Origin of the sequence: Azospirillum sp. A26, assembly GCF_042604635.1 — a bacterium.
Lineage (GTDB): Bacteria > Pseudomonadota > Alphaproteobacteria > Azospirillales > Azospirillaceae > Azospirillum > Azospirillum palustre.
Window position 1 is genome coordinate 376,823 of sequence record NZ_CP170475.1, and the last position, 13,431, is coordinate 390,253.

At 68.0% G+C, this 13,431-nt stretch carries 13 protein-coding genes; 6 read left to right on the forward strand and 7 right to left on the reverse strand.

Annotation, left to right across the window (positions count from 1 at the left end):
• Positions 1 to 153: 153 nt before the first annotated feature.
• From ABNQ39_RS30545 to ABNQ39_RS30555, 3 genes are all read right to left on the reverse strand, one after another.
• Complete coding sequence (locus ABNQ39_RS30545) at positions 154 to 1,548, reverse strand: alginate export family protein (protein WP_376965297.1); 1,395 nt, start codon at positions 1,546 to 1,548, stop codon at positions 154 to 156.
• Between the two features lie 159 nt (positions 1,549 to 1,707).
• A complete protein-coding gene (locus tag ABNQ39_RS30550; RefSeq protein WP_199235306.1) occupies positions 1,708 to 2,574 on the reverse strand; it encodes a 3-hydroxybutyryl-CoA dehydrogenase in 867 nt (288 codons plus the stop codon).
• Positions 2,575 to 2,629: 55 nt separating this feature from the next.
• On the reverse strand, positions 2,630 to 2,893 hold the full coding sequence (locus ABNQ39_RS30555; RefSeq protein ID WP_376965299.1) for a hypothetical protein: 264 nt from the start codon (positions 2,891 to 2,893) through the stop codon (positions 2,630 to 2,632).
• A 12-nt stretch (positions 2,894 to 2,905) separates the two neighbouring features.
• Here ABNQ39_RS30555 and ABNQ39_RS30560 point away from each other — a divergent pair, with 12 nt between their 5' ends.
• The 4 genes from ABNQ39_RS30560 (at position 2,906) to ABNQ39_RS30575 (ending at position 6,449) form a co-directional block, all read left to right on the forward strand.
• Positions 2,906 to 3,922 (forward strand): ABC transporter substrate-binding protein, encoded by a 1,017-nt coding sequence (locus tag ABNQ39_RS30560; protein ID WP_376965301.1) that lies wholly within the window; start codon positions 2,906 to 2,908, stop codon positions 3,920 to 3,922.
• Between the two features lie 28 nt (positions 3,923 to 3,950).
• On the forward strand, positions 3,951 to 4,784 hold the full coding sequence (locus ABNQ39_RS30565) for an ABC transporter permease (RefSeq protein WP_376965303.1): 834 nt from the start codon (positions 3,951 to 3,953) through the stop codon (positions 4,782 to 4,784).
• A 40-nt stretch (positions 4,785 to 4,824) separates the two neighbouring features.
• Positions 4,825 to 5,661 (forward strand): ABC transporter ATP-binding protein, encoded by an 837-nt coding sequence (locus tag ABNQ39_RS30570; RefSeq protein WP_376965305.1) that lies wholly within the window; start codon positions 4,825 to 4,827, stop codon positions 5,659 to 5,661.
• A gap of 146 nt (positions 5,662 to 5,807) precedes the next feature.
• Entirely contained in the window at positions 5,808 to 6,449 is a 642-nt protein-coding gene (locus tag ABNQ39_RS30575) for an NUDIX hydrolase (RefSeq protein ID WP_376965307.1), read from the forward strand.
• Between the two features lie 90 nt (positions 6,450 to 6,539).
• Here ABNQ39_RS30575 and ABNQ39_RS30580 read toward each other — a convergent pair whose 3' ends face one another.
• Entirely contained in the window at positions 6,540 to 7,454 is a 915-nt protein-coding gene (locus tag ABNQ39_RS30580; protein ID WP_376965308.1) for a LysR family transcriptional regulator, read from the reverse strand.
• Between the two features lie 200 nt (positions 7,455 to 7,654).
• On the opposite strand from ABNQ39_RS30580, the gene ABNQ39_RS30585 reads away from it, so the two are divergent.
• Positions 7,655 to 8,116: a (2Fe-2S)-binding protein gene (locus ABNQ39_RS30585; protein WP_109448342.1), complete on the forward strand. Its 462-nt coding sequence runs from the start codon at positions 7,655 to 7,657 to the stop codon at positions 8,114 to 8,116.
• A 3-nt stretch (positions 8,117 to 8,119) separates the two neighbouring features.
• Positions 8,120 to 10,381: a xanthine dehydrogenase family protein molybdopterin-binding subunit gene (locus ABNQ39_RS30590; protein WP_376965310.1), complete on the forward strand. Its 2,262-nt coding sequence runs from the start codon at positions 8,120 to 8,122 to the stop codon at positions 10,379 to 10,381.
• Here the strand turns inward: ABNQ39_RS30590 and ABNQ39_RS30595 are convergent.
• The 3 genes from ABNQ39_RS30595 to ABNQ39_RS30605 form a co-directional block, all read right to left on the reverse strand.
• On the reverse strand, positions 10,378 to 10,836 hold the full coding sequence (locus tag ABNQ39_RS30595) for a hypothetical protein (RefSeq protein WP_376965312.1): 459 nt from the start codon (positions 10,834 to 10,836) through the stop codon (positions 10,378 to 10,380). The two genes, ABNQ39_RS30590 and ABNQ39_RS30595, sit on opposite strands and share 4 nt — an antisense overlap.
• Before the next feature lie 182 nt (positions 10,837 to 11,018).
• Entirely contained in the window at positions 11,019 to 11,603 is a 585-nt protein-coding gene (locus ABNQ39_RS30600) for a mismatch-specific DNA-glycosylase (RefSeq protein WP_376965314.1), read from the reverse strand.
• Between the two features lie 53 nt (positions 11,604 to 11,656).
• A complete protein-coding gene (locus ABNQ39_RS30605; RefSeq protein WP_376965316.1) occupies positions 11,657 to 13,348 on the reverse strand; it encodes an FAD-dependent oxidoreductase in 1,692 nt (563 codons plus the stop codon).
• Positions 13,349 to 13,431 lie beyond the last annotated feature (83 nt).

Genomic DNA, 13,431 nt, shown 5'->3' on the forward strand with positions numbered 1-13,431 from the left:
CCCCGATTGTCTGAACGTATGAGACCGCCGTCCGGCTGCAAGGCTTGCGCTTTAGAGTGTGATCGCTTCAAGCGGAATCGCTTGAAGCGTGAATCACACGGAAGCCCAAAAGCCTAGGATCAGTCTGGTGCTTCAGGAAGCACCAGACTGATCCTAGAATTTGAAGACCGCCTCCATCCCGGCGAAGTGGATGGTCTTGGCCGGGCCGCTGTCCTTCAGGAAGGAACCCGGCTGGAACAGAGAGTAGGAGATCAGCCCCTCGAAGGAACGGCCGGAGCTGTAGGACAGCACCAGTTCGCCCTGGGTGCCGACATAGCGCGCCTTCGATGCCACACCGGAGCGCAGCAGTCCGCCGGTCAGGTCGTAGACGCCGTCGTCCAGGCTTTCCCGCCAGAAGGCGATGGCGGAGGCCGACAGGCTGAATTCGTCGGACAAAGCGAGGTCCAGCGACGGATGCAGGTTCATCAGGTTGAACGGGCCGATGGGCGTCAGCTCGCCGAAATACTTGGCGCGCGGGAACAGCGGGTTGAAGGTCTCTAGCCGGCCGTCGCGCGGGTTGCTGTCGCCGCTGGCGATGTTGGCCTTCAGGCCGAGCCGGGGTTGCAGCGGCAACTCCGTGAAGCGATAGCCGCTGTCGGTGGCGAGCGACCAGGCCCGGATCGACCCGCTGCCGAAACGGCCGAACTGGCCCATCGCTTCCCAGTTCCAGTCCCAGCCGTCGGCCTTGCCGAAGCTGCGCAGGCCAACCGTATGCCGCAGTTCGTTCGCCCTGCCGGCGTCGAAGCCGGCGCGGCGGTTGCGATAGCCGATGTAATAGGCGTCCAGCCCCGCGCTGCCGCCCCATCCGAAATCGAGCGGCCGGGTGGCGTAGAGCCCCCAGGCGGTGCGGCGGGCGTCGCGGCCATCGTCGAACAGCTCCGGCGTCGGCTGGATCGGACGGCCGTAGAAGGCGTCGATCCGCCAGGGGCCGGCGGTGACGATCCCCTTCACCGCGTCGAAGGCGCGCGGGACGTTGGCGCCGTAGCGGATGGAGATCAGCCGCTCCGAGCCATAGGCCAGCATCTGGCGCCCGACGCGCAGTGTGCCCTGGGCCTCGCCCAGCGGGACGTTCAGGTCGGCGAAGCCCTGCATCAGGTCGATGCGGTCGGCATCGGGCGGCGCCAGCGGGTCCAGCTTGCCCACCGCGTCGGCCATGATCAGCTGGCCGAACAGGCGCAGGCTCTCCCCCACACGCAGGTCGGCGTAGGGCAGGGCGCGCCAAAGCCCATAGGCGTCGCTGCGCGGCTCGTCCTGGCCCCAGCCGCTGTTGCGGATTGCCTCGCCGCGCAGGCGCAGCTCCAGCCCGGTGGAGAGCGAGGCGAAACCGTCCGGCGTGACCGGGATGGCCTTGAACCGCTCCCAAGAGGCGCCGGTCCCTGCCCCGGGTGAGAGCAGGTAACGGTAATCCTCGTCAAAGCGGGTGTTGGTCAGCGGTGGCGGATCGGCGGCACAGGCCGGACCGGTCCACAGCAAAAGGGCGACCGCCGCCGCGCGAAGGCGGGCCGTCATGGGGCATCTCCGTGATGGCGCTGGACTGCACCGATCCTATGGGGATGCCCGGCCGGGTGATTGCTCCTTCCGAACCGCTTTTGACGGTTCTGCGCACCCGCTTCCCGGCTTGGCCGGATTTGGCGGGGAGGGCGCCGGGGCCCTCCCTCGCCGCAGCGGTTACTTGCTGTAGTCGTAGAAGCCGCGGCCGGTCTTGCGGCCGAGATAGCCGGCGTCGACCATCTCCTTCAGCAGCGGGGCCGGGCGGTACTTCGGATCGTTGAAGCCTTCATAGAAGACCTCCATCACCGACAGCATGGTGTCGAGACCGATCAGGTCGGCGAGCGCCAACGGGCCGATCGGGTGGTTGCAGCCCGCCTTCATGCCGGCGTCGATGTCCTCGGCGGTGGCGATGCCTTCCTGAAGCGCGAAGATCGCCTCGTTGATCATCGGGCAGAGGATGCGGTTGACGGCGAAGCCGGGGCTGTTCTTGGCGGTGATTGGCGACTTGCCGACGCGCTTGGCGAAGGCCATCGCCTTGGCGTGGGTGTCGTCGCTGGTCTGGATGCCGCGGATGATCTCCAAGAGCGCCATCAGCGGCACCGGATTGAAGAAGTGCAGGCCGATGAAGCGGTCCGGACGGTCGGTGGCCGTCGCCAGCTTGGTGATGGAGATCGACGAGGTGTTGGTGGCGACCAGCGCCTCCGGCTTCAGGGTGGCGCAGAGATCCTTCAGGATCTTGACCTTGAGGTCTTCATTCTCGGTCGCGGCCTCGATCACCAGATCGCACGCTGCCAGCTTCGACTTGTCGGTGGTGGCGGTGATGCGCGCGACGGCGGCCTCGCGGTCGGCGGCGGTCATCTTCTCCTTCTTGACCAGACGGTCCAGGCTGCCGCCGACGGTCGACAGGCCGCGCTGCACCGCCTCTTCGGAGATGTCGGTCATGACCACCGTCAGGCCGGCGACGGCGCAGACCTGGGCGATGCCGTTGCCCATCTGTCCGGCGCCGATGACGCCGATCGTTTCGATCCCCATGCTCTCGGCCATGTTTCTTGTCCCTAATCGGTTAAGCGCGTGCGTTGGTTCGCAGATGCAGCATCTTCTACACGGTTTTTCGTTGCGCTGCGATGACTTGTCGTAAGGGGCAACGGCGGCTTTCGCCCGGCGCGGCGACCTGCCGCAGGGACGGGTATCGGCGGAAATCCGCCTGCCTGTGCAACGCCATCGGCGGATTTTCGCCGATGCGGGCCATGGCGCCGAAAGCCGGGTCCAGGCTTTTCAACTGTTTGCGCGACGAACTGACAATGGCACGCCCCTTGCTCTCTTCCAGGCCAACCGCGGCGACGGGTCGCGGATCAAGCCCCATGGGAGAGACACGATGCTCCGGAAGACTCTGCTCGCCGCCACCGCCTTCGCTGCCGCGGCACTCGCCGCCCAGGGTGCCTCGGCCGCCGATCTGGTCCGACTCGGCAACCTGAAATTCGCCCATTACGGCGCGGTCTCCTACATGAAGGAGATCGCCGGCAAGTACGACCTGAAGATCGAGGAGCGGGTCTTCCCCAAGGGCATCGATATCCTGCCGGCCATCGTCGCCGGCGAGATCGACGTGGCCGCCAGCGCGGTGGACGCCGCCATCGCCGGCCGTGCGTCGGGCGTGCCGATCTATGCGGTAGCCGGCTTTGCCAAGGGCGGCGCGCGCATCGTCGCCAAGCCGGATGCCGGCATCAAGAGTGTCGCCGACCTGAAGGGCAAGAAGGTCGCCACCCCGCGCGGCGGCGCGCAGGAGTTGATCCTGCTGGCCGAGCTGGCGAAGCATGGCTTGAGCTGGTCGGACCGTTCCGGCAAGGACGTGCAGATCGTCTACATGGCCTACGCCGACATGAATCAGGCCCTGCTGGCCGGCAGCATCGACGCCATGTCGCAGTCCGAGCCGCAGTCGAGCCAGGCCATCAACAAGGGCTTCGGCGTCGAGGTGGTGAAGCCCTACGACACCGAACTGGGCGAGCCGGTGCGGTCTCTGGTCATCACCGAGGACTTCTACAAGAAGAAGCCCGACGTCGCCCAGCGTCTGGTCAACTGCTTCGTCGAGGCGACGGCGACCTTCATCGCCAACCCCGATCTGGCCGAGAAGTATGTCCGCGAACAGATGTTCAAGGGCCAGATCTCGAGCCAGGACTTCAAGGATGCGATCGGCAACTCGCCCTACAGCTACGACCTGTCGGCCCATCACGTCCAGGTCACGACCGACATGATGCAGAAGTTCGGCGTCGGCCGCATGGACAACCCGCCGAAGGCCGCCGACTGGGTCAAGCTGGACCTGCTGGAAAAGGCGAAGGCGACCAAAGCCGCCGCGAATGACGCCGGCACCGCCACCGGCACCGTGAAGGCGAACTGAGCCCCACCCAGCGGAAGGAGGACGTTCCATGTCCCAAGCCACCCCCCGTTTCTCGCCCGCGGCCCTGCTGCGCGGCTCCCTGGTGCCGGTCCTGGTGATCGCGCTGTGGCAGATCCTGTCCACGTCCGGCCTGATCAACCCGGTGGTGCTGCCGTCGCCGGTGCAGGTGGTCGTGCGCTGGTGGGCCTATCTGCTGCCGACCGAGGCCTACGATCCGGCGCAGTCCAGCTGGATCCTGTGGGCGCTGTCGGGCGAGATGCTGTTCGACGCCTGGTCCAGCCTGTACCGCGTGGTGCTGGGCTTCGCCGTCGGCGCCGGGCTGGCGCTTCCGCTGGGCCTCGCCATGGGCGGCAACCCGCGCATTTATGCGCTGTTCGACCCGCTGATGCAGGTGCTGCGGCCGATCCCGCCCATCGCCTACATCCCGCTGGCGATCCTGTGGTTCGGGCTGGGCAACGCGCCGGCCGTGTTCCTGATCGCCATCGGCGCCTTCTTCCCGGTGCTGATGAACACCATCGCCGGGGTGCGCCATGTCGACGGCATCTATCTGCGCGCCGCCCGCAACCTGGGCGCCGGCAAGCTGACCATGTTCGTCCGCGTCATCCTGCCGGCCGCCACCCCCTACATTCTGGCCGGCGCCCGGATCGGCATCGGCACCGCCTTCATCGTCGTGATCGTGTCGGAGATGATCGCCGTCAACTCCGGCCTCGGCTTCCGCATCCTGGAAGCGCGCGAGTTCATGTGGTCCGACAAGATCATCGCCGGGATGTTCACCATCGGCCTGCTGGGCCTCGCCATCGACATCGGCATGAACCGCCTGAACAACCACCTGCTGCGCTGGCACCGCGGGCTTGAGAACTGATCCAGAGAAGACAGACCGGGAGGGAATGGAGATGACGCCCATGCTGAAGACCGTTGCCGACACCATGCCGGTCGCCGACGCGGCGCCTGTGCAGATCCAGGTGCGCGGGGTGGAGAAGACCTTCGCCGTCGGGGCGCAGAAGATCGTCGCCTTGCAGAACATCGACCTCGACATCCGCAAGGGCGAGTTCGTCTGCCTGCTGGGGCCCTCGGGCTGTGGCAAGTCCACGCTGTTGAACGCGGTCGCCGGGTTCCAGCCGCCGACGACGGGGACCGTCACCGTCGATGGCCGCATCATCACCGAGCCCGGTCCGGACCGCGGCATGGTGTTCCAGGAATATGCCCTGTTCCCCTGGATGACGGTGGCGCAGAACGTCGCCTTCGGCCTGGAGATCAAGGGGATGTCCAAGCCGGAGATCGCCGAGCGGGTGGAGTGGCTGCTGCAGAAGCTGCATTTGCAGGACTTCCGCAACCGCTTTCCGAAGGATCTGTCGGGCGGCATGCGCCAGCGCGTGGCCATCGCCCGCGTGCTGGCGCTCGACAGCCCGATCCTGCTGATGGACGAGCCGTTCGGCGCGCTAGACGCCCTGACCCGCCGCACGCTTCAGGACGAGCTGCTGCGCATCTGGGAGGAGGTCGGCAAGACCATCCTGTTCGTCACCCACTCCATCGAGGAGAGCATCTATCTGGCCGACCGCATCATCGTGATGACCTACCGGCCGGGCACCATCAAGCGCGACGTCCTCGTCGACATGCCGCGCCCGCGCGACGGCTCCACCCCGGAGTTCAACCGCCTGAAGCGCGAGCTGTCGCAGATGGTGATGGAGGAGCAGCAGCGCTTCAGCCAGGACGAGATCCGTTCCGTCACCGCGGACTGAGCGGACGGCGCGAGCAAATGCCGTCGATATCCTTGTGAGGCGAGCTGTAGTTCCTGAAGCCGATGGCAAATGGTGCAATTGCGCATGGGGCCGGTGATGCCCATCGTCATCAGAGCCGTTCCGCTCAGGCTTTCAGGGAGTGCGACATGGAACCGGATTGGTTGGTTTGGGCCCGGCGCATTCAAGCGCTGGCGCAGTCCGGCCTCGCCTTCACCAGGGATGTCTATGACCGCGAGCGGTACGAAGATCTGCGCCTCCTGGCCGCGGAGATGATGGCAGCGCGGTCGGGCGGTGATCCGGCCCGGATCGAAGCGCTCTTCGCGGAGCAGTCCGGCTACGCCACGCCCAAGGTGGATGTTCGTGGGGCGGTGTTCGATCAGGCCGGGCGCATCCTTCTGGTGCGTGAACTGGCGGATGGCGGTCGCTGGACCTTGCCCGGCGGCTGGGCCGACGTCAACCAGACGCCGGGCGAGTGCGTCGCTCGCGAGGTTCTGGAGGAGGCTGGGATCGAGGTCCGGGTACGTAAGCTGGCCTGTGTCTATGACCGTGCCCGCCATGCCCACCAGCCGCCTTATCCCTTCCACATCTACAAGATGTTCTTCATCTGCGTCCCGGCGAGCCCTGTGGAACGCGCACGCGGGGATGGGCATGAAACGGGCGCCGCGGCGTTCTTTGCGCAGGAGGAGGTGCCGGAAGCGGAACTCTCCGTCGGCCGGGTGCTGCCATTTCAGATCACACGCCTGTTCCAGCACTGGCGGGATCCGGGGCTGCCGACGGATTTCGACTGAACGAACCGGACCGCGGCCACTGCCGTCGAGTTCTGCGAACAGCGCAATATCTTCGTTGGGGGCGCTCGGAAACGGGCGCCCTTTTCCATGTCAGAGCTTCGCCGCCTCTTCGCTCATGCGTTGGCGCAGCCAGCCATGCGAGGGGGAACCGCTGTTGCGGCGGTGCCAGATCATCGACACTTCATAGTCGCCGATGTCGAAGGGCAGCGGGCTGGTGGCGAGGCCGAGCGCGTCGGCGCACAGCCGGGCCAGCCGGGCGGGCAGCGAGGTCAGCATCGGCGCCTGGGTCAGGATCATCGGGATCGCCAGGAACTGCGTGGTCGAGGCGGCGACCCGCCGCCGGGTGCCGAGCGCCGTCAGCTCGTCGTCGATGAAGCTGGTCAGCCCGCCGCGCAGCGACGGCATCAGATGCGGATAGCGGGTGTAGTCCTCCAGGCCGATCGGCGGAGTGACCGGGACGAGGGCCGGGTTGAACAGGCAGACATGGGTTTCATGGTACAGCACCTGCCGGTCGTGCCAGCGCCGCGTCTCCGGCAGATAGCCGATGGCGAGGTCCAGCGTGCCGTCGTCCAGCGCGTTCAGCATGGCGTCGGGGTCGAGGCTGAGCAGGGAGACCGAGACGCGCAGGTCGCCCTCCGCCGCGTCGCGCAGGATGCCGGTCAGCAGCACCGCCTGCATCGAATCCGGGGTGGAGATGGTGAAGTTGCGCTCCTCCCGCTGGGGATCGAAATCCTCCTCCGCCGACAGGGCGCGGGTCGCACCCACCAGCAGGTCGCGCAGGGGTTCGGCCAGACGCTGGGCGCGCGGCGTCGGTTCCATCCGGTTGCCGGTGCGCACGAACAGCGGGTCGCCCACCAGGGTGCGCAGCCGGCCCAGCGCGTGGCTGACCGCCGACTGGCTGACGCCCAGCGCATCGGCCGCGCGGGAAACGTTGCGGGTCTCCAGCAGCGCATCGAACACCTTGATCAGGTTGAGGTCGAGCGCCGGGTTATGAATTGCTTTCATGACGATATGAGCCAAACCATCCTAGTTCATTGTGCACTGGACGGTGTATTCTGTCTAGCCAGCGCTGATCCAACAGCCATCAATCAAAAAACCATATTCCGTAGCCAACGCCCACAACCGGGCAGCGGACCTGTCGTCGTCCTTCCGCAAATCGTCAGGGCAGGCCGGCGGTTCCGTTCAGGGAGAAAGAGGCAAGAGCCATGGTTCGCATCAACGTCAACGGCGAGGAGCGTCAGGTCGACGTTCCCGAGGACATGCCGCTCCTGTGGGTTCTGCGGGACGAGCTGAACATGACCGGTACCAAGTTCGGCTGCGGCATCGCCCAGTGCGGCGCCTGCACCGTCCATGTCGACGGCACGCCGACCCGCGCCTGCCAGACCCCGGTCGGCATGCTGACGCCGGACAGCAAGATCACGACCATCGAGGGCGTGAAGGGCAAGGCCGCCCAGGCCGTCCAGGCGGCGTGGCAGAAGCTGGACGTCGTCCAGTGCGGCTATTGCCAGTCGGGCCAGATCATGAGCGCCGTCGCGCTGCTGACCGACAACCAGAACCCGACCGACCAGGACATCGACGCGGCGATGGACGGCAATGTCTGCCGCTGCGCCACCTATGTCCGCATCCGCGCGGCGATCAAGGATGCCGCCCAGACGATGAGGGCCTGATCCATGCTGCATCATCTGATCCGTCAGGCCGCCCAGCATGGGTTTCCGGACTCCGGTTTCGCTCCCGCTCCCGGCCCGCTGCACGCCCCGTCGCGCCGTGGTTTCCTGAAGGCCATCGGCGCCGGCGCCGGCGTGCTGGTGGTCGGCGCGCATCTGCCGATGCCGGCCTTCGCCGCCGAGGCCGCGCCGAAGATCATCGGCCCGGCCGACCCGCGTCCGCACGCCTTCATCATCGTGGCGCCGGACAACACGGTCACCGTGCTGGCCAAGCATCTGGACAAGGGCCAGGGCATCGTCACCGGCATCGCCACCATCGCGGCCGAGGAGCTTGACGCCGATTGGGCCCAGGTGCGCGGCGCCTTCGCTCCGGCCGATGCCAAGCTGTACGCCAATCATTTCTTCGGCATCCAGGGCACCGGCGGCTCGACCGCCGTCGCCAACAGCTGGGACGAGCTGCGCATGGCCGGCGCCGCCGCCCGCGCCATGCTGGTCGCCGCGGCATCCGCCCGCTGGAAGGTTCCGGCCGGCGAGGTGACGGTGTCGAAGGGCGTGGTCCGCCATGCCGCCAGCAACCGCAGCGCCACGTTCGGCGAACTGGCGGAGGAGGCGGCGAAGCTGCCGGTGCCGCAGCAGGTCAAGCTGAAGGAGCAGAAGGACTATGTGCTGATCGGCAAGCCGGACCTGCACCGGCTGGACCACATCAGCAAGACCAACGGCACTGCCATCTTCTCGATGGACATCCGCCGCCCCGGTCAGGTGACGGCGGTGCTGGCCCGCAGCCCGCGCTTCGGCGGCACGGTGAAGAGCGTCGACGATGCCGCCGCCCGCAAGGTGCCGGGCGTCATCGAGGTGATCAGCCTGCCGGTCGGCGTGGCGGTGATCGCCAGGAACACATGGGCCGCCATGAAGGGCCGCGAGGCGCTGACGGTCGCCTGGGACGACGCCAAGGCCGAGACCCGCGGCACCGATGCCATGCTGGCCGACTACCGCAAGGCGGCGGAGAAGCCGGGGTCGGTCGCGGCGAACAAGGGCGATGCCGACAAGGCCATCGCCGACGCCAAGGCCACGGGCGGCCATGCGGTGGACGGCGAGTTCGTCTTCCCCTATCTCGCCCATGCGCCGATGGAGCCGCTGAACGCGGTGGTCGCGCTGAACCCGGAGGGTGGCTGCACCATCTGGGCCGGATCGCAGTTCCAGACGGTCGAGCAGATGACCGCCGCCCACATCCTGGGCTGCAAGCCGGAGCAGGTGAAGATCGAGACCCAGTGGGCCGGCGGCAGCTTCGGCCGGCGCGCCACCACCAACGCCGACTACATCGCCGAGGCGGTGATGATCGCCAAGGCCTATCCCAAGGCCCCGGTGCATCTGGTCTGGACGCGCGAGGACGACATCAAGGGCGGCCGCTACCGCCCGCTGTTCCTGCACAGGATCACCGCGGCGGTCGACGCCAAGGGTGCGCTCGTCGGCTGGAAGCAGCGCATCGTCGGCCAGAGCTTCATGGCCGGCACGCCGTTCGAGGCGGTGATGGTCAAGGACGGCGTCGACGCGACGATGGTCGAGGGCGCCTCGGACATGGCCTATCCGGTGGCGAACCTCGCGGTCGATGCCCACACCGTCGCCTCGCCGGTCACCACCCTGTGGTGGCGCTCGGTCGGGCACACCCACACGGCTTATGCCAAGGAGGTGATGATCGACCGCCTCGCCAAGGCGGCCGGCAAGGATCCGGTGGCCTTCCGTATGGAGATGCTGAAGGACCATCCGCGTCTGGCCGGCGTGCTGAAGCTGGCGGCCGAGAAGGCCGGCTGGGGCCAGCCTCTTGCGCAGGGCAAGGGCCGCGGCGTCGCCGTGCATGAGAGCTTCAACACCTATGTCGCCCATGTCGCCGATGTGACGGTCGATGCCAAGGGCCAGATCAAGGTGGACCGGATCGTCGTCGCCGTCGATTGCGGCGAGGTTGTCAACCCGGACATCGTCAAGGCCCAGATGGAGGGCGGTGCCGGCTGGGGCATCGGCCATGCGCTGCGCGGCGAGATCACCATGACCGACGGCGTGGTGGATCAGGCCAACTTCGACAGCTATCTGCCGCTGCGGATGTCGGACATGCCGGTGGTGGAGGTCCACATCGTGCCGTCGCACGAGCGGCCGACCGGCGCCGGCGAGCCGGGCGTCCCGACCGTGGCACCGGCGGTGGCGAACGCCGTCTTCTCGGTGACCGGCCAGCCCTTGCAGACGCTGCCCTTCAGCCGGGGCGGCATCGTCAGCTAAGGCGAGGCTTTGTCCGAGACTGCGACGATCCCGGCCGTCCGCGCGGCGGCCGGGATCGTCTCGACCGGGATCGACTTGGAGCGATGGGCAGGCCAGCCATGGTCGACCAGCAGCTTCACCGCGGGATCCAGCGGCACAGGGCCGGTGGGGACGGGAGTCTCCGCCGGCCCTTTTTTGTGGGGCGCATCGAGATGCAGAAGCCGGGCGACCTGCCAGGATTGGGCGTCCGTCAAGGGAAACGCGGGAAGCCGCGGCCCCCAAGGGTCTTTCCAGAGATCTGCCGCAGCGGTCGCAGGCGTCAACACCGTGAGATAGCAGGCCGCCCGCAGAACGCCTCCCAGCAGCAGGACGGCCAGCGCCAGGATTGCCCAATGGCGGCGGCGCAGCCGCAGGGCGATCCTGTCGGTCTGCGGTGGCTGTTGGTCAATGGGACGGGTTCGGGCGGTCGCGGTCATGCGGGGCACAGCATGGCCCAAGCCGGCATCGGCCCGCCCGGCCTTTCCCGGCGAAATGCCGGAGCAGGGGGAGTGCCCCCCGCGTCCCGCCCTGACCGGCCGGCATTCTCCGTCCGGACAACAATCCCTACCGCCTTCCCAGGAATTGCAGCGGAGGCGACATCCCCGTCGCTGATATGGGTTCAGGCAAGCCGCCGTCGGTCGATCTCCGCCCGAACCTCGCGGAACCAGCGCAGCTTGTCCTCGAAGGGCAGGCGGGCGAGGCCGCTCGGCGACGGCACCACCACGTCGGCGACGCCGTCGAACAGGCTGCGTTCCTGCACGCCCCAGGGCGCGTCTGGCAGGCCGGTCGCCGCCAGATAGACGCCCTTGCCGGTATAGGCCAGCACCTGCGGCCGGACGAAACCGACGATCCGCGCCAGCCGCGGCACGCCGCCGCGCAGTTCCGCCCGCGACAGTTCTGCGGCGCTGGCGGTGGCGCGGGCGACGAGGTTGGTGGAGCCGAGGCCGATGGCCGGCAGGGTGACGTCCTCCTCCGGCCGGTAGAGGCGCGGCGTCAGCCCGGCCTCATGCAGCAGGCGCCAGAACTGGTTGCCGCGCCCGGCATAGTGATGGCCGAGCACGCCGGATCGCAGGCCGGGATTGAAGCCGACGAACAGGCAGTCGAGCCCCGGCGCCACGATGTCCGGCAGCGGCCCGGCGGGGGGCGGCAATCCCGGCGGGGCAAGGGTCAGGGGCGGGGCCGGAATGTCGTCGAACAGGTCCATGGCAATCGCATTCTCTCCGCAAGGGAGAAGAATATAGGACGCTGCCGCCCCGCTCAAAGCGAGGCGGCCACCGCGGGTGCGGGCGGGCTGCCGCGTTCGTCCTGCAACAGGGCCAGGACGCGGTCGGTCATGCGCAGGGCCAGCGCCACGATGGTCATGGTCGGGTGGTCGGCGCCCATGGTCGGGAAGACGGAGCTGCCGGCGATGTAGAGGTTGCCCACGCCATGGACGCGCCCATCGGAATCGACCACGCCGTGGCGCGGTGAGTCATGCATGCGGGTGGTGCCCATATGGTGCCAGCACCAGCCGACATCGGCCATCGTCGCTTCGGCCTTGTTCTCCGCGTCCTCCACCGTGATCAGGCCGCGGCGCAGCAGGTCCTCGCGCAGCAGGCGCTGGGTTTCGCTGGCGCCCCAGCGGTCCTGGGCGGTCAGGCGCCAGTCCACCTTGGGCAGGTTGCGGCCGAACGGGTCGGTGGCGTGGTCCAGCGTCACCCGGCTTTCCGGGTTGGGCACAGGCTCCAGCACCGTTTCCAGGGTGAAGCGGCGGGGCAGCCAGCCCGGATCGATGGTGCTGTCGAACAGCGCATGGGCCAGCTGTGGCATGCTGCGCAGGATGCGCGGGCCGGCGTTGCGCAGCAGGCTCGCCGCCTCATCCTCCGACACGCCGAAGCGGCGGCAGCGGTGGCGCGACGGCAGGAGCCGCAGGTCGCGCATCGCCTTGAAGGCGTCCAGCGCTGCCGAATGGTAGGAGGCGACCAGATATGTGCGGGAGTTGGGCAGCGCGTGCCGTTCCTGGAGATCCTCGGTCGGCGACAGGGCCAGCGCGATCGACGGGTGCGGCCGGCGCAACCGCCGCCGGGCGAGGCACAGGCTGACGTCGTAGAGCGTGCGGTGATGACCCTGCCGGGTCAGGCGGATCGGCGAGGTCTTGAAGCGCGGGTGATCGGCGAAATAGCGGCCGACCAGATCGTTGCCGTTGCCCAGGCCCGCCGCCTGCACCTTGTTGGACAGCAGCAGGATGCGCGCATTCTCGATGCCGCCGCAGCCCAGCACGAACAGCCGGGCGCCGACGGTGAAGCCGGGGCCGTCCAGGGTGCGGACCTGCACCCGCTCCACCGCCGTTGCCGAATGGTTGGTGTCCAGCCCGGTGACGTTGGCGTTCAGGAAGGCGGTGATGTTGGCGGCCCGCCCGATCTCGGCGCGATAGGCCTCGCCCATGCGGATCGGCGGGCTGAGCTGGGCGACGCGGTTCTCGAAGGCGCTGGCGCTGCCGTCCTCGTTCTCCACCGGAATCAGTTCGGTCTTCGGCCCGCGGACCTGTTCCATCCAGTAGTCGTTGTCGTACTCGAAGGGGCCGAGGCCGAGCACGCTGTGCGAGCGCTCGTAATAGGGCATCATCGTGTCGCGCGGGATCGGCCAGCCGCTGCCGGGGATCCAGGGGCGCTCGGCGAAGTCGGTCCGCTCCAGCGGGCGGGAGAAGCCGCCCCAGCAATTGGTGCTGCCGCCGAGATAGCGGCTGCGCGCGGTGGTCAGCCGCTCATAGGGCAGGCCGACGTTGCGGCCGGCGTACAGCGCCTGGGAAATGCCGTCGACCTCCAGCCCGCCTCCTTCCAGCAGGACGACGCTCAAGCTGCCGCCCGCCAGTTCGCGCGCGATGGTCAGGCCGGCGGCACCGCCACCGATCACGCACAGATCGCAGTCGATGTGCGTGCCGTTCAGGACATGGCGGGCGTCACGAAGCAAGCGGGCCTCCGTACTGGGGACATGTGCATACCGGGGTCATAAGCCCCCCTTCTTGCCCCGGACGCGTGGCCTAGACCGAGCAC